The organism is Pseudomonas brassicae (assembly GCF_010671725.1).
In the GTDB taxonomy this organism is placed as follows: domain Bacteria; phylum Pseudomonadota; class Gammaproteobacteria; order Pseudomonadales; family Pseudomonadaceae; genus Aquipseudomonas; species Aquipseudomonas brassicae.
Map to the genome: position 1 here is coordinate 1 of NZ_JAAHBU010000231.1, position 15,235 is coordinate 15,235.

Consider the following 15,235-nt stretch of genomic DNA (forward strand, 5'->3'; position numbering starts at 1 on the left):
TCTGACTGGCGTGGCATGGGTTCCTATCCGTGTCTGCTTTGAAGGCCTGGGCGGCGTGGGGCGCCCAGGTCACGGCGAGCGCCTGCGTGTGTTGGCAGGCAGGCGAGCGCGGTCAGGCTTCGATAGGTTTGCGCCAGTCGTCGGAACCCTCGGTACCGGAGACTTCGTGGGTCCAGGTGATCTTGCGGTAGGCCAGGCTGACCTTGATCAGCTGGGTGAAGTCCTTGTTGCTTTCCATTTGGGCGTGGGGCAGCACGGTGTCGATATCGACGATGGTGGCGTCCTCAAGCTCGGTGCTGAAAAAGTGCTCCTGCTTGCCCTCGGTGGAGGTGCGGAACCAGCGAATCATCACGGTATTGAGCTTTTCGCCGGAAGCCAGGGCCTGGTACATCAGCGGGGTGGCCTTGTTCAGCGCGCTGGTGAAAACCAACGGCTTGTGCACGCGTGGGCCGGAAGGCTGGCCGCTTTGCGGGTCGGTCGGTACGCCGATGCGGTGCTGGATTTCCTGGATCAGGATTTCGTCTTCGTGGCCCTCGACGTAGACGTTACCGACCGAATCAGCCGTGAATGCGCCGCTGGTAATCGCGCCCTGGGTAGCACCGGTCATGCTGATGTAAGCGGGTGTTGGCATGACAATCTCCTTTGTCATTGAAAGACAAACCATGTGAGGTGGTTTTCCATCGTTTGATGGATCAAGGAGACAGGGCAGGATCAATGCCAGAGGTAATTATTCAGGTGTAACAAGAAAATTAAATTCAATTAAATCAATAGGATGGGTTTGTTTTATACGCTCATCTCGGCTTTTTGTTTTGTTATGAAATAACCTTTTTCAGCTGCTTTCAGCTGTTTCTGCGAGTCAACAATGGCTCGTCCCGCTTGAACCCTCGAGTTTACTGGGTGCCGTCGAGCCAGGCGTGGCTCGAGGGCTGGAAATGCGGGCCATGGATGGCCAAAAATCGGCGTTGCATGACAGGCGGGAGGCATGCAGCCCCCGGCCGTAGGTGACAGGTCAACGCGTGAGGATGTTGTCCAGCGACTGCAGTACCTGCTGGGTGATGCTGTTCAATCGCAGCGCGTAGACGGCATAGATTCCCGTCAGCAGCACGCTGGCGCCAAGCCAGGGCGACCACCAGGGCCACTGTCGACGGATGCGAAAGTGCGCGGCGCGACATTGGCCAGTGGGTCTGTCAGTTGCTGCGGCGTGGGGCCACGCAGCTCGCGAATGACACGTTGAAGCCTGGCAATGATCTTGTGGAGCTGTTCGTCGCCCTTGTCGTGCACGGCGTACTTGCCCTTGAGCCCCAGGCATACGCAGAAGTACATGAACTCGAGTACATCCTGGTACTTGGCGGCCTCGCTCGACATGCGTTCGAGCAGGGTGAAGAATTTTTCGCCACCCCAGGTTTCCTTGTGAAACTCGCTGAGCAAGGGATGCTGGCTCCATACCGACCTCATCCCCCAGGGGCGGCTCATCACCGTTTCGTCCATGAACAGGCACAGCGAGTAGGAGTAGGCCTTGAACGAGGCGTCGTCGTACCCCAGCTGGCGCACCTCTTCAAGCAGGCTGCGGATCTGGTTGCTCACATCGTCATAGAGCGTCTTTACATTGTCGTGGTGGTCCAGGGTGGCCAGCCGGAATGACAGACCGAACAGTGCCATGGCCGCGTCGAGCATCGGGTTGTCAAACGCCCCGCGCAGTTGAAATTCCGGGTCCGGCGGGTATGGTCCGGTTTCACAAGCCTGTTTCAAACAGCTGGCGAGGTTGGCTGCGGCGGGCTCATCACTCGGCATCGGCTGGGTGTGCAGCACGGCATTGAGCACCTGGCTGGCGTAGTGCCCGGGAGGGGTCGGGTTCATCTCATTCTCCTCTGATGGCCCAGAATTGAAGCTCCAGGTCCGGGAAGTCTCCTGCTACATGCAAGCCGAAGCCGCTGCTGCCTTTCAGGTTGTGCCAGGTGGCGTGGTGGCGGTCGAGTTCGAAATAGCTGAAGCCGGCATGGAATGGCAGGTGACGAGGCGCTACGGGCAGCGGTACCAGGGCAATGCCGGGCAGCTGCAGGCGAATCAGTTCGCTCAGGCCTTCAATGGAGGTCACCTTTGCCTGCAGCAAGAAACGCTGGCGCAGTTCCTCGGCCGGTAGCCGTGCGCGCACCGCGAGGATGAACTCTGCGCTGTCGAGCAAGCGCTGCTCGCTCAGCGTAGCGGTCTGCACGCCGTATTGCTGCTGTGTAAGTGGCAGGGCTACGGCGCGTGGCTGCAGGATCGTGCTGAGGGCACGCCGCAGGGTTTCCTCCAGCAGCTTGAACGATTCGATCAGGTTGTCGTGCTGATAGGCGGGGTACTCCTGAGGCAGGCGCCCGTCGTCGGTGAAGGTGACAAGCTCGCCGCACGCCTGGCTGAAGGCGATGTAGAGCTGCTCGGGATGGACATTGCGCCGCCGTGCAAGGTGCTGAAAGTACGGGTGCAGCCGGTTCATCACCTGCAGCAGGTTGAAGTCGGTTACATCGGCGACACCGGATTGGCCGGGCGAGCAGACACGCCCGGCGATGTTGCGCGCGCGCTCGCGCAGCAAGCCCGCGATCTCCTCCAGAAAGCCACGCAGCGCTGGCACGGCCTGCAGCGATACGGCCGTTGGGTAGAAGTGCCCATCCAGCACCAGGCTGCCATCCGGGCGCTTGTCGAGGAGCTTGCCCAGGGCGAGGCAGGTGTAGGCACTGCGGTCATCTTTTTCCAGCTTCAACTGCAGGTTGGGGACGGCGACATCGACGGTTGTCGTGTCCCCGTCCACGCTGTGGGTGTCTTTGACGAATGTACCTACAGCGATGTAGCGGCTATTGGCATCGTTGTGCGGCCAGCGTACCTCCAGTACGCCACAGGTTCGCAAGGGCAGGCACAGGTGGATGATCTGATTGGCAGACGAACTGTGGGCGATTTCCAGGGGCGGTGGCGGGGCCATATCGCCGGGTATATCGAAGATCGTGCCGTCTGGCATGATGCCCCTGGCGCGAACGATAGCGATCTTGCCAAAGCCCAGGTACTCGGGGTTCAGCTCCAGTTCGCTGAAGCCGTAGAAGGCATCGTTCAGGCTGCTGATACGCTGCTGCACAAGGGCTTCGGTCGAATGGGCCAGCTGTTGAAAGTGCTGCGGCTTGACGAACAGGCCCTCGTTCCACAACACCGGGTTGCGTGAGCTCATAGTGGATTCCTTGGTCATTTGGGGGGGTAGGTCGAGACGCCTCAGCCATCGTTCTTGAGCACGACACCGTGCTCTTCGAACTGAACCAGCAGGGCGTGTTGGCGGCCTTGGGGTTCGATGCGCAGTGCACGTTTCCACTCGGCCTTGTCGCGGTCGTGATAGTTCGCGATGACCGCCAGATAGCGGGTGTGCTCGTGGATTTGCTCGAAGCCCACGAACTTGAACTGGCCGGGTAGCAGCCGGTAGTCATCCACCTGCACCAGCGTGCTGCCCAGGGCCTTCTCAAGGTCTTTTTCAAGCAGCTCGTAAGCCGCATTGAGCAGTAGCGAGTCGTCCTTGAGCTGAAGAACCTTGAACGCAACCGGTGTCGTCACATCGCCGCTGAGCACAGGGGCGCTCACGGTTTTGAGGCCGAGCGGGATATAAGGGGCTTCATAACTGCCCAGATCCGCATCCACAGGTGACATGGCGGGCTCGTCGGGCGCCTCCTGCGCGATGTGCGACATCGCCGGGTGCTGCTGGTGCAGATGATCGAGTAGCGCCTGCAGCTTCTGGGTCAGTTCCAGCGAGTCCCCGGCGCTCAGGCTCACCGCCAGCGGGGTTGGCTGCAGGTGGTTCGGTAGCAGTGGCTCATCGACCGCGCTGCTGGGGTTGGGGTTGAGGGTGGGGCTGGCGTACAGGCTCAGTGAGAACTGGCTGAGCTGGTCACCCGGTCCACCCACCTGGATGGACGGGTCCATGATCACCTGTCCCATCTTGCCGAGTGCCGTGCACCCTCCCAGCGCCAGGCAGGTCAGTAGCATCAGGGGCGCAGGTTTCATTTCGACCCCTTGGATGGCGCGAACAGATCACCGAACAGCACGGTGCCCTGCGACCGGTGAATGGCCGCTTCCAGCGCAGTCAGGGGGTCACGATCCGAGAACTCGGTGAAGGTTGCCGGGCGATCGGGTAAGGCACGAAGCAGGTCCTGCAGCGGGCATTGTTCACCGTTCATCAAGATGCTCAGTGCCTGTTCAGCCCGATCGCGCTTGCCCAGGTGCGCGTCGTTCTCGCCCACATAAGCGATGATCCGGTAGTCACCAATCTGAAGCTGGTCCTCGTTGTTGAGTCGAACCGCAATACCGGGCGGCAGGCTCAGGTCGTTGCCATTCAAATAGGTCTGGCCGCTGTGGTCGATGACGCAGAAGCCGTCCTCTCGCCAGCAAACCTCACAGTGCCGCGGGTGAATACGCTGGGCGCGGTCCTGCAAGTGCCAATCGCACTGCTGACCGCCCAGTGAGCCGCCTTGGCGTGTAAAACGATGATAGGCCGTGCAGCCGTGCATCAGTTTTGCTGGGTTGCTGATTGCCAGGGTGAGGCCCGGGTTCGGGGTGTGTCGGTTCATGAGCGCACCTTGATACGCACGACAGGCAGTTGCTGACGTGTCTTGTGGTCGATAAAACTGGTCCAGCCCAGATGGGTGCCGTGCTCGCGACGCAGGCTGAAGGGGGGCGCCTCTTCCTGCTTCAAGCCCAGCTCCACGTTGTAGGCGGTGGCATCGCGCAGCAGGAACTCGATCAGCTTGCACAGGCGCTGATGGTTGATCCCGCTGGGCAGAAACTCGCGAAACCGCGTTTGATCCAGCCCAGCGATGACCAGGCTGAATTTGCTGCTGCGGGTGCGGGTTTTGCCACCGGCAAAGAATGTCCTGCCCAATACGCAGGTCTGGGTACCGATCACGTTGCGTTGCGCCGGGGCAATGCTCACCTCGCGTACCTCGAACTCCCGGATCGAGACCTGATGAAGGTCGAAGCAGTGCGCGATGATGCCAGCGACGCTGGCTGGCGCACGGCTGCGGCTGGCGATCACGCCTGCGTAGCTGAGCAGGCGGCTCCAGGGCAGCGGGGTAGCACCGCGCAGTTGCTCGTCGTTGAGGCCGATCAGTGCGAATACGTATCGCGAGAAGCCATCGTTGGCCTGCTGCTGGAAGCGCCGGTAGTAGCGATATTTGCGCCACGCCTTGTGCAGCAGGTTCAGCAGGGAGTGATTGAAGTAGTCCAGAAACGCCGGCCGGATCCCGCTGCCTTGTGCGTGCTCGTACGCGCTGGCGTCCAGGTAGTAGCCGGGCAGGGGGGCGTCGCTGCCATGCAGGCCAAAGAAATTGGCCTGCACCCGGTACCGGTCCTCTTGTTCCATGCGTGCCGCCCCGGCGACATCGGAGGTCGGAAAGTTCAGCCCGGGCGAGCTTTGCAGGCGTAGTCGCCGCCGCGGTGCGATAAACGCCTCAGCGCTTTCCAGATCGTCACCGTGCAGCGCGTGCAGGTGCTCCAGCAGCTGGAAAAACGAGTAGTTATGCGCATCCGCCAGCAGCGTGCTGGCTATATCACGGGTTGTCTGCCGGTCAACGGAGGCCATGTGTAGTGCTCGTTATTGCTGGTGTTGATCAGGTCCAGCGTGTGAAAGGAATTGATGCTCGCGTACAGCGCGAAGAAGTGGGACAGCACCGTGCCGAAGAGATAGAGGTCGCCTTCACACAGGAACGCGCTCTGATCCATCTCTAGCTGTGTGCTCATGCCGCGGATGGGCAGGCCCCCCATCATCCAGTCCAGCGGTGTGGTCTTCGCCTGCCCGATGCCATCCAGGCGCTTGCGTGTGGCCCTGGCCTGCTGGATGTCGTGCAGCGCGGCAAAGTCGTAGGCGCGGATCACGCCTTGAGCGGTTCTGCCGACAGCAGCGACAGGTAGTTCAGGGAGAGGTTGGAGATCAACGTCCACTGCAGGCTGCCGTCGAGCACCGGGCGACAAGGCCGTGTCGGACAGGTGATATTGCGGTAGGTGGCGAAGGTGGGGGTGGCTTCGGTGGCCAGGCAGATGTCGCCCACGCCCAACGCCAGCGGCAGGTCACGATTGGTGCAGGTCAGCTGAACCGAGATGGTTTCCCGCTCGCCGATGTAGGCACTTTCATCGCCACGGACAAAGGCGATGCGATGCTGAAGGCCACGGTAGCGCAGCGATTCTTCGACCCGGCAGCGGTAGTACAAGGCGGTACGCCCCTGCGCCGTCTCGATTTCATGGGCAAACGACTCGAAGGGCTGGAATACCCGCAGCGTGTCGGTCTGATCGCCCTCGCTGTTGCGTCGCCAACCGACAACCTCGTCGACGCTGAAGATCTCGTAGGCAAACGGGCGTTGTCCGCTGGGCTGCAGATGCACCTGCTCGCCGCGTCCGTGCAGATCGATCGGCTCGGCACTGTGTTCGAACAGGTTGATGGCCGGGGCGCAGTACAGGCTGATGTCGCCGTCGCCAATTCGCGTACCGGTCGGCATTGGACGGTGGAAGTGAAACTCGATGCGTACTTGCTCAGCGCGCGCTGCCGGCCATAGGGTGCTCAACTGAGCAACGCTGAAGAAATGGAAGCGTTGAGGGAAAACGAAATACTCCTGCAGGATGCGGTAGCCGTCGAACACGTTGCGCGGGTATGGCAGCAATGCTTCATCGGGGCTGAAACCGGGGAACAGCAGGGCGCTCGATGGCAGGCAGCGTACCTCGCCATTGCAAATCAGCCGTACCTCCTTGAGGTAGTTGGCCATCCACAGATAGAGCGTCAGTGCGTTGCTGTCGTCACCACTGAGATGAAAGTCCAGTTGATCGCAGCCCATGGTGTTCAGGGCTTGATCGCAGGTTGTCCGCAGGTCAATGCGTACAATGGACGTGTCCCGTGAGTGCGTATCGCTGACCAGGCGCATTTCAAGCGGGAACAGCACAACGTCGGTACAGGTGCGAAATTCGCAACTGATCCCGTCGACGGGCACCGAGAACAGGCGCGTACCCTTGGCCAGCACCTGGCGCTCGGTGATCGCCTGGCGCACTGGCTCGAAGCGCATGATGGTTGCGCTCGGCAGCGGGCGCAGGTAATTCGGCCAGAGCATCTGCAGCATGGAGTGGGTCAGTTCGGGCAGATCGTCATCGATTTTCAGGCGCAGTTTTGCCGTGAGGAACGCAAAGCCTTCCAACAGGCGCTCCACATCGGGGTCGGCACTCTGCTCGCCGAGAAAGCGCGCCAACTGCGGGTTGTCTTCGGCAAACTCTCGGCCCAGTTCGCGCAGGTAGTTCAATTCGTCGCGAAAGCCTTGTCTCAACGGCATGGGATTCTCATTTGACTTGGGTATGGCGGTGGTTGATGACCAGGTCGATCTGCACGGGTTCGTCCTGGTAATGGCTGCGCACCTGGCAATCGAGCCGGAAGTTCAGCGCCAAGGGCGTGTCGGGGTCCGGGTAGAAATGCAGGCCGAGCACCGTCAGGCGGGGCTCGAAGGCTGCCACCGTGCGTCGGATGTCGGCACCGATGCGGGCCATCAGGTCCGCACCGCCGTAATGGCCATTGAAGTCGCTCAAGCCCAGCTCAGGGCTGCTCTGTGAGCACCCCTGGCGGGCGTTGAACAGGCGCTCCAGGTGCGACTTGATGGCATCAATGCGCAGCGCGCTCTGTTCCTCGCGCGACAGGCTGTGGTACGGCCTGGCATGCGGGGCCAGGCGCTCGAACAGGCTGCCGCGACCGCTGCTTCGAGGCATCGGTGCGCTCCGCTATTGGGTGTCCAATCGCCCGACCAGCGAAATCTCGAAGCTTGCGCCCATGTACTTGAAGTGGGGGCGCACCGACAGCGCTACCTGGTACCAGCCTGGGTTGCCTGTCACCTCCTGTACTTCGACGCGTGCGGCGCGCAGGGGGCGGCGGCTGCGCACATCGGCCGAGGGGTTCTCCTGATCGGCCACGTACTGTTTGATCCAGCGATTGAGCTCGGCTTCCAGGTCCTGGCGTTCCTTCCAACTGCCGATCTGCTCGCGCTGCAGCACTTTCAGGTAGTGGGCCAGGCGATTGACGATGAACAGGTAGGGCAGTTGGGTGCCCAGCTTGTAGTTGGTCTGGGCTGCCTGGCCCTCGGGGGTTTTAGGGAAGCTCTTCGGGCGCTGGATCGAATTGGCGGAGAAAAACGTCGCGTTGTCGCTGTCCTTGCGCATGGTCAGCGGTATGAAGCCTTCTTCAGACAGCTCGTATTCCTTGCGATCCGAGACCAGTACCTCGGTCGGGATCTTGGCCTGCAACTGGCCAAGCGATTCGTACAGGTGCACCGGCAGGTCGTCGACGGTGCCGCCGGACTGCGGGCCGATGATGTTCGGGCACCAGCGGTAACGGGCGAAGCTCTCGTTGATGCGCGTGGCCATCAGGTAGGCAGTGTTGCCCCACAGGTAGTTGTCGTGCTTGGCATCGAGCGACTCGTCGTAGGCGAAGCTCGACACCGGCTGTTCGATCGTGTGGTACGGCTGGCGCAACAGGAAACGCGGCAGGGTCAGCGCCAGATAGCGGGCGTCTTCGGATTCACGCAGGCCGCGCCATCTGGCGTGCCGCGGGCCTTCGAAGATGTCCTTTACCTCCTTGAGGTTGGGCAGGTCTTCGAAGCCTTCGATGTTGAAGAATTCGGGGCTGGCGGCCGTGACGAAGGGGGCGTGCGACATGGCCCCGACCGACGCGACATAGCTCAGCAGCTTGATGTCCGGGGAAGACGGGCCGAACGTGTAGTTGCCGATCATGCTGGCCACCGGCTCGCCGCCAAACTGGCCGAACCCTGCGGTGTAGACGTGCTTGTACAAGCCGCTGCGGGTGATGTCGCCAGCGTTTTCGAAGTCTTCGAGCAGTTCTTCCTTGGTCGCGTGGAGCACTTCCAGCTTGATGTTCTCGCGAAAATCGGTGCGGTCCACCAGCAGCTTCAGGCCACGCCAGGCCGACTCCAGGTTCTGGAATTGCGGCTGGTGGAGAATCTGGTCCATCTGGGTACTCAGGGCCCGGTCCACCTCGCTGATCATCTGGTCGACCATCTGCTTGTTGACCGCCTGCTGCGGTTCGCCGCTCTGGATGATTTCGGTGATGAACGCGGCAACCCCGCGTTTGGCGATCAGGTAGCCCTCCTGGGAAGGCTGCATCAGGGTTTCGGCCATGATCTGGTCGAGCAGGCCGGGTGGCGTCTGGGTGTCGAGCAAGGTGGCAGTGGCGCTGTGTGTTGGCATGTGGATTGTCCTTTTGAACGCGCAGAGTAGGGCGGTGCTTGAGCGACGGAGCCATGTGCGCAATCGGCGCAGGTAGATCGGCTCAGGCATCACGGATCAGTCGTGCGGGGCATCCAGCACCAGGTTGAGTTCACTGGCCAGGCGCGCGCGGGCCTGGTCGTCTGCCAGCAGGGTCTGCAACTGCTTGCGAAATGCCGGGACGTTGCCCAGCGGCCCCTTCAGGGCTACCAGCGCTTCGCGCAGTTCAAGCAGTCTGTTGAGCTCGGGTACCTGGCGCGCGATCGAGTCGGGGCCGAAGTCATTGATCGATTTGAAGCTCAGGTGCACGGGCAACTGCGCCTGCGGATCCTTGCTGAGCATTGACGGCACCGACATCGTCAACTGGATACCCGCCTTGGCAAGCACCTCGTTGAAGGTGTCCTTGTCGATGCGTACTGCCTGGCGCTCCTCCAGCGCGACGTGTTCTGGCTGGCCCTTGAAGTCACCGGTAACGAGCAGTTTGAGTGGCAGTTCAAGTTCCGATTGTTGATCGCCCGTGGCAGGCACGTACTTGATGTTGATGCGTTCTTTGGGGGCAACAGACCCCATGGGTTTCGACATGCAAAATTCCCTCTTGATGATTGCCCCAGATAAACGCCACCGCATCCCCGGCATCGTCCAGGTACATGTGCCCGGTATGCCCCTCACGCGCCAGCTCGGCCATGGTCTGCACGCGGTCGCCAAAATACCGGCTGAACGCTACCGCATTGTCTTCGGTAATCCGCGCCAGCCGCGCCGAGGGGTAGGGCTTGAGGTTGTGCGGCGGCACGGCACTCACCAGGTCGCGCTCCATCCACAGCAACTCCCAGTGGTAGAACACGTGGCGCTCCCACAACGTATTGAACACGCGGCGCAGGCCCTTTTGCTTGATCTTTTCACGGACGTTCTGCAAAGCACGCATGGTGCCTCCTTGCCGGGTAGGGCGGGTGTAGCGGTGGGTCGGATGAAATGTTTTTCATGGTATAGCGCAGGCCGTTTGACGGTGTGTCAAAAAGCCATCGTCGTGGTTGTATCAAAATATGTGTAACAGGCGGGCACAGCTCTACGCCGCTGGTTAGCGGCGAAGTGCAGTTGATCGGAAAGGGCTGACGCTTTTTTGACTGATAATTGGCGCTTGAATCAAGGCGCGCTGTTTTCTGTTGCGCTGTGCTGGCGCGTCACTGTTCGCCTGGCGCGCGGTTGCAGGTGCGCCAGGCGCGAGCCTGCGTAGCAGCTCACGCGCGCAAAGCTCCAGCGCCCGAACAGTTTGTAGACGTGGGTGATGCGACCTTGCTCCTGGTAGGCCAGGTGCAGGTGCATCTTGACTGCCTGTACATTGTCCAGCGCCACCACATTGACGATGCGTGTGCAGCCCTTGCCCAGCATGGTTTGCCACAGGTCGAGTTGCGCACGGGTCGACAGTTCGGTACCGAAGTAGGCGCGGTCCACTTCGCCGGCAAACTGAAAGAACTCACCAGGCTGCACCGCAAAATTGCAGCCGTAATAGTGGCGGTCATGGTAGTCGCGGGTGCTGCCCCAGATCATGGCCACCGCATCGCCCGCGGTGTCCAGGTACATGAGGCCGGTGTGGCCTTGCCGGGCAAGGTCGTGCATGGCCTGTACCTGGTGAGGGAAGTAGCGTGCGAATGCGTCAGTGTTGAACGCTGTGATGTCTACCCGCTGCAGGGGCGGGCAGGGGCGCGCGGGGCGCCGGGGGATGGCGGTGTGCGGGTCGCGCTGCAGCCACACCAGTTGCCAGTGGCAAAACACATGGCGCTGCCACAACGGGCGCAAGGCACGGTACAGGCCTCTGTGTCGGATACGTTGGCGAATTTTCTCGATCAATGACATTGCGGACTCCGGCAAGCTGACACTCAGGAGTGTCAGATTAAGCGGCTACCCCGTGTTTGCTGCCATCGGGCGAATCACTGACCCCGGTAGGGGCCGAGCCCGGCGAATCGCATGTTGCTGTACCTTGCGCCGTAGTATCAAGCCCTCAGGCATCCATGTCCTGTACCTGGGGCGCCGGTTGGGCGGTGGTTCGCTTGGTGCGGGGTGCCAGGTGCGCCAGGCGTGAGCCAGTGTAATGGCTCACGCGAGAGAAGTGCCACCTGCCGAACAGTTTGTACGCATGGGTGATGCGGCCCTGCTCGTGGTAGTCCAGGTGCAGGTGCATCTTCACGGCCTGCACGTTGTCCAGCGCCACTACCACCACGATACGCGTGCAGCCTTGTGCAAGCATGGCCGCCCACAGCTCGGTCTGTACCCGGGTCGACAGCCCTGTGCCGAAGTAGGCACGGTCGACCTCGCCAGCGAATTGAAGGTACTCGCCAGGTTGCACCGGGAAGCGGCAGCCGTAGTAATGCGTGTCGTGGTAGTCGCGGGTACTGCCCCACACCATGGCCACCGCATCGCCGGCCGAGTCCAGGTACATGTGGCCGGTATGCCCCTGCCGCGCCAGCTCGTGCATGGTCTGCAATTGCTCCGGGAAGTGGCGGGCGAAGGCATCGGTGTTATGCGCGCTGATGTCCACCCGCCGCAACGGTGGGCAAGGCCGCGAGCGCTGGCGCGGCACGGGCGCGAGGGGGTCGCGGTACAGCCACACCAACTGCCAGTGGGAGAACACATAGCGCCGCCACAAGGGACGCAAGGCGCGGCGCAAGCCTTTGTGTCTGAGTCGTTGGAGCAGCGTGGCAAATAGGCGCATACAGCCTCCTGGCAGGTGTGGCACTGAGAGATGTCCGATTAGGCGTGCACGGGGAAAGACTCGCCATCGGAAAATTCAGTAGCCCGTGTAGGGCGCGGGAACAGGCGCGCCTCACTACAGTGACTGCAGGCCGCGCCTGCAAGTTTCACCGGATGTGGCCGTTGCGCGATGGCGCCCGGTTGTCGCACCCCGGTGCATGTCGTACCATCGGGCCTGCGAGTCGCAACTACCTATAACAACCTTCTGCAGCGCAACACCCAGGCCGCCGCCCTATGGGTGCCTTTTGCCTGCGCGCCGTTTGGTGCGTCGGCCCACCTGATCGACAGGCCGCGCCTGGCGCGTCTGTCCTGGAGCCTTGCCCCGCCCGATGAATACCGCCACCGATACCCGTAACGGCAGTTGGCTCAGCGTTTTCGCGCTGGCCCTGGCCGCGTTCATTTTCAACACCACCGAGTTCGTGCCGGTGGCGTTGCTCAGTGATATCGGGCGCAGTTTCGACATGCCCACCGCCCAGGTCGGCCTGATGCTGACCATCTATGCCTGGGTGGTGTCGCTGGCATCGCTGCCGATGATGCTGCTGACGCGCAATATCGAGCGGCGCAAGCTGCTGGCGTGCCTGTTTGTGCTGTTTATCGCCAGCCATGTGCTGTCGAGCATGGCCAACAGTTTTGGCATGCTGGTGTTCAGCCGTATCGGCATCGCCCTGGCGCATGCGGTGTTCTGGGCGATCACCGCCTCGCTGGCCGTGCGTGTGGCGCCGCCAGGCAAGCAGGCCAAGGCACTGGGGGTGCTGGCCACCGGCACGACCCTGGCCATGGTGCTGGGCATTCCGTTGGGCCGTGTGGTGGGCGAGGCGCTGGGGTGGCGTACGACCTTCATGGGTATTGCCGGGGTGTCGGTGCTGACCCTGCTGTGGCTGATGCGCTCGCTGCCGTACCTGCCCAGCCAGAACTCCGGCTCGCTGCGCAGCCTGCCGATGCTACTCAAGCGCCCGGCACTGCTGTCGGTGTATGCACTGGTGGTGCTGGGGATCACTGCGCAGTTCACCGCCTACAGCTACATCGAGCCCTTCAGCCAGCAGGTGGCGGCCATGAGCGGGGAGATGACCACGCTGCTGCTGTTGCTGTTCGGCGGCGCGGGCATTTTTGGCTCGATCCTGTTCAGCCACTGCAGCGACCGCTTTCCGCGGGGCTTCGTGATCGGTGCGATAGGTGCGCTGGCGGCCTGCCTGCTGCTGTTGGCCCCGTTGGCCGCCAACCCGACGGTGCTGTATGCGCTGAGCATGGTATGGGGCATGGCGATCATGTGTTTCAGCCTGGCCCTGCAATCGAAGGTGCTGGTGCTGGCCTCGGACGCCACCGATGTGGCCATGGCCATGTTTTCCGGCCTGTACAACGTCGGTATCGGCGGCGGTGCACTGCTGGGCAGTGTGGTCAGCACGCACATGGGCCTGGGTGACATCGGCAGGGTCGGTGGCATGGTCGCGGTCAGCGGCCTGCTGCTGTGCTGTATCACCACTTACCGCTATGCCGGCGCCTTGAGCGCCGACAAGCCTGCCTGAGCTGTCTTACCATGGCCGCAGGGTGCGTTCGCTGAAGTAGCGCTCCAGCGCAGCGGTGGTGGCTGAGGTTTCGGCCAGCGCCACATAGCTGTCCGGGCGCAACAGGTACAGGGCATTGCGCGCCAGGCCCGCTGCGGCGTACGCCGGGCACCAGGGGAACACCTCCAGCGGCAGGTGGCGCGCCGCGCACCAGGCGCTGACCTCGTTGCTGGCCAGGCCATACACCTGCACCTGCCAGCACAGGCGTGACAGCCCGTTGAAGTTGTCGCGCTCGCCGGCCACCACCCACGGCATGCGGTCGCCGCCCTGTACATGGCCGGTACTGCCGCAGCTCAGTGGCATCAGGCGGTAGTTCAGGCTCAACTGCGAAACCGTGCGAAACAGCAATCCTCGCGCTGCGCGAAAAGCGGCCATGCGCGGGATCAGCACGGGGGCCAGGCGGGTGCGCAGCAGGTTGGCGATGCTGCCGTCGGCGGTGGCGAAGGTGAACACCTGGTCGGTGGTGGCCACCAGGCGCTGGGCGAACGCCTTGCGCTCGATCGCATAGCTGTCGAGCAGCGCGTCGCTGGCCTTGCCCTTGAGTACGCTGCACAGTTTCCAGGCCAGGTTGATCGCGTCGCCAATGCCGGTATTCATGCCCTGGCCGCCGGCGGGGCTGTGCACGTGGGCGGCATCGCCGAGCAGAAACGCGTGGCGCTGGCGAAAGTGCTCGGCCACGCGGTGGTGCACGCGGTAGGTCGAGAACCAGTTGACCTTGAGCACATCGATTTTCAGGTGATCGATGGCACGCTGGCTGACGTCTTCGAAGCGCAGGTGCTCGGGGCGTTCGGCGCGCTCGTCGCGGACCGTGCCGATCAGGCGTGCGCGGCCTTCGCCGGCCAGTGGGAATACCGCGAGAAAGTCTGCTTCGTCGAGGTCCACGTGTAGTTCGCCGTTGATGCTGGGGCCGCTGGCGTCCACGTCGGCGACATAGAACACCTGCTGGTAGGTACCGCCGGGGAAGCCTATGTTCAGCCCCTTGCGCACCGTGGAACGGGCGCCATCGCAGCCGGCCAGGTAATGTGCGTTGCAGTGTTCTTCGGTGCCGTTGGGCAGGCGCAGGCGTGCGCTGACGCCGGTGTCGAGCTGAGTGAAATCGAGCAGTTCCGTTTCGCGTTCCACGTCGATGCCCAAGCCTTGCAGGCGTTCGATCAGCAATTGTTCGTGCTGATCCTGAGGGTAGATTTCGAGGAAGGGGTAGGGCGTGAGGTCGGCGCCGATGCTGTTGAAGGGCAGGCGCGCGGCGGGTTGGCCCTTGACCCACAGATTGGCGGCGGGCACCTGGTGGCCGGCATTGACGATGGCGTCGGCCAGGTCCAGTTGGCGGTAGAGTTCCAGTGTGCGTGCTTGCACAGCGAGCGCGCGGGAGGTGGTGCCTGGCGTGCTGGTCTTGTCGAGGATGCGCACCTTGATGCCCAGCTTGCTCAGCCACAGGGCCAGGACCAGGCCGGTGGGGCCGGCGCCGATGATCAGGACGTCAGTGTGGGGCATGGCGTGGTCCTCGGGGAGGGGGCGGGGGCACTGACAAGTGTAGATGGGGGTTGAGGGGGTGTTTGGACTAGGGTGGCGCAGTTGCGTTTGTGCCACCCCGATGTATTGCCAGGCTGACAAGGCTGACAACGCCGACCCTGCAGGCCATGGTACGTTGCAGCAAATGTGGGAGCTGCGGTGCG

General features: G+C 62.4%; 13 protein-coding genes and 2 pseudogenes. 1 reads left to right on the top strand and 14 read right to left on the bottom strand.

From position 1 onward, the window contains the following. Positions 1 to 112 precede the first annotated feature (112 nt). The 13 genes and pseudogenes from G3436_RS16335 to G3436_RS16395 form a co-directional block, all read right to left on the bottom strand. Entirely contained in the window at positions 113 to 631 is a 519-nt protein-coding gene (locus tag G3436_RS16335) for an Hcp family type VI secretion system effector (protein WP_163946880.1), read from the bottom strand. Positions 632 to 1,095: 464 nt separating this feature from the next. Next, complete coding sequence (icmH, locus tag G3436_RS16340) at positions 1,096 to 1,857, bottom strand: type IVB secretion system protein IcmH/DotU (protein ID WP_243667181.1); 762 nt, start codon at positions 1,855 to 1,857, stop codon at positions 1,096 to 1,098. Position 1,858: 1 nt separating this feature from the next. Next, the gene (tssK, locus tag G3436_RS16345; protein WP_163946900.1) at positions 1,859 to 3,196 is read right to left on the bottom strand and encodes a type VI secretion system baseplate subunit TssK; all 1,338 of its coding nucleotides are present in this window, start codon (positions 3,194 to 3,196) and stop codon (positions 1,859 to 1,861) included. Positions 3,197 to 3,237: 41 nt separating this feature from the next. Continuing rightward, the gene (gene tssJ / locus G3436_RS16350) at positions 3,238 to 4,017 is read right to left on the bottom strand and encodes a type VI secretion system lipoprotein TssJ (protein WP_163946903.1); all 780 of its coding nucleotides are present in this window, start codon (positions 4,015 to 4,017) and stop codon (positions 3,238 to 3,240) included. Further along, positions 4,014 to 4,580: an FHA domain-containing protein gene (locus tag G3436_RS16355; RefSeq protein ID WP_163946906.1), complete on the bottom strand. Its 567-nt coding sequence runs from the start codon at positions 4,578 to 4,580 to the stop codon at positions 4,014 to 4,016. Before G3436_RS16355 ends, tssJ begins: the two co-directional genes overlap by 4 nt. After that, positions 4,577 to 5,590 carry a type VI secretion system baseplate subunit TssG gene (tssG, locus tag G3436_RS16360; protein WP_163946910.1) on the bottom strand — a complete coding sequence of 338 codons (1,014 nt, stop codon included), beginning with the start codon at positions 5,588 to 5,590 and terminating at the stop codon, positions 4,577 to 4,579. The genes G3436_RS16355 and tssG overlap by 4 nt, the downstream gene beginning before the upstream one ends. Then, positions 5,554 to 7,319, bottom strand: a pseudogene (gene tssF, locus G3436_RS16365) (type VI secretion system baseplate subunit TssF). The gene tssG and the pseudogene tssF overlap by 37 nt, the downstream one beginning before the upstream one ends. Before the next feature lie 7 nt (positions 7,320 to 7,326). Next, positions 7,327 to 7,746, bottom strand: coding sequence for a type VI secretion system baseplate subunit TssE (tssE, locus tag G3436_RS16370; RefSeq protein WP_163946913.1), 420 nt, complete (start codon positions 7,744 to 7,746; stop codon positions 7,327 to 7,329). Between the two features lie 12 nt (positions 7,747 to 7,758). Next, complete coding sequence (gene tssC / locus G3436_RS16375; protein ID WP_163946916.1) at positions 7,759 to 9,237, bottom strand: type VI secretion system contractile sheath large subunit; 1,479 nt, start codon at positions 9,235 to 9,237, stop codon at positions 7,759 to 7,761. 96 nt (positions 9,238 to 9,333) lie between these two features. Continuing rightward, a complete protein-coding gene (gene tssB / locus G3436_RS16380; protein WP_163946931.1) occupies positions 9,334 to 9,837 on the bottom strand; it encodes a type VI secretion system contractile sheath small subunit in 504 nt (167 codons plus the stop codon). 19 nt (positions 9,838 to 9,856) lie between these two features. Continuing rightward, positions 9,857 to 10,177: pseudogene (locus G3436_RS16385) on the bottom strand (N-acetyltransferase); the annotation flags it as partial. A 218-nt stretch (positions 10,178 to 10,395) separates the two neighbouring features. Further along, entirely contained in the window at positions 10,396 to 11,106 is a 711-nt protein-coding gene (locus G3436_RS16390; protein WP_163946938.1) for an N-acetyltransferase, read from the bottom strand. Positions 11,107 to 11,251: 145 nt separating this feature from the next. Next, on the bottom strand, positions 11,252 to 11,962 hold the full coding sequence (locus tag G3436_RS16395) for a GNAT family N-acetyltransferase (protein WP_243667182.1): 711 nt from the start codon (positions 11,960 to 11,962) through the stop codon (positions 11,252 to 11,254). A gap of 367 nt (positions 11,963 to 12,329) precedes the next feature. On the opposite strand from G3436_RS16395, the gene G3436_RS16400 reads away from it, so the two are divergent. Continuing rightward, positions 12,330 to 13,523, top strand: coding sequence for a sugar transporter (locus G3436_RS16400; RefSeq protein ID WP_163946941.1), 1,194 nt, complete (start codon positions 12,330 to 12,332; stop codon positions 13,521 to 13,523). A gap of 6 nt (positions 13,524 to 13,529) precedes the next feature. Here the strand turns inward: G3436_RS16400 and G3436_RS16405 are convergent, their stop codons facing one another. Then, complete coding sequence (locus tag G3436_RS16405) at positions 13,530 to 15,053, bottom strand: FAD-dependent oxidoreductase (protein ID WP_163946945.1); 1,524 nt, start codon at positions 15,051 to 15,053, stop codon at positions 13,530 to 13,532. Positions 15,054 to 15,235 lie beyond the last annotated feature (182 nt).

Excerpts from the sequence above, each read along its gene's own strand:
- G3436_RS16355 (WP_163946906.1), bottom strand. The coding sequence starts at position 4,580 with ATGAACCGACACACCCCGAACCCGGGCCTCACCCTGGCAATCAGCAAC.
- tssK (WP_163946900.1), bottom strand. The coding sequence starts at position 3,196 with ATGAGCTCACGCAACCCGGTGTTGTGGAACGAGGGCCTGTTCGTCAAG.
- tssB (WP_163946931.1), bottom strand. The coding sequence starts at position 9,837 with ATGTCGAAACCCATGGGGTCTGTTGCCCCCAAAGAACGCATCAACATC.
- G3436_RS16395 (WP_243667182.1), bottom strand. The coding sequence starts at position 11,962 with ATGCGCCTATTTGCCACGCTGCTCCAACGACTCAGACACAAAGGCTTG.
- tssJ (WP_163946903.1), bottom strand. The coding sequence starts at position 4,017 with ATGAAACCTGCGCCCCTGATGCTACTGACCTGCCTGGCGCTGGGAGGG.
- G3436_RS16335 (WP_163946880.1), bottom strand. The coding sequence starts at position 631 with ATGCCAACACCCGCTTACATCAGCATGACCGGTGCTACCCAGGGCGCG.
- G3436_RS16400 (WP_163946941.1), top strand. The coding sequence starts at position 12,330 with ATGAATACCGCCACCGATACCCGTAACGGCAGTTGGCTCAGCGTTTTC.
- icmH (WP_243667181.1), bottom strand. The coding sequence starts at position 1,857 with ATGAACCCGACCCCTCCCGGGCACTACGCCAGCCAGGTGCTCAATGCC.
- tssG (WP_163946910.1), bottom strand. The coding sequence starts at position 5,590 with ATGGCCTCCGTTGACCGGCAGACAACCCGTGATATAGCCAGCACGCTG.
- tssE (WP_163946913.1), bottom strand. The coding sequence starts at position 7,746 with ATGCCTCGAAGCAGCGGTCGCGGCAGCCTGTTCGAGCGCCTGGCCCCG.
- tssC (WP_163946916.1), bottom strand. The coding sequence starts at position 9,237 with ATGCCAACACACAGCGCCACTGCCACCTTGCTCGACACCCAGACGCCA.
- G3436_RS16405 (WP_163946945.1), bottom strand. The coding sequence starts at position 15,053 with ATGCCCCACACTGACGTCCTGATCATCGGCGCCGGCCCCACCGGCCTG.
- G3436_RS16390 (WP_163946938.1), bottom strand. The coding sequence starts at position 11,106 with ATGTCATTGATCGAGAAAATTCGCCAACGTATCCGACACAGAGGCCTG.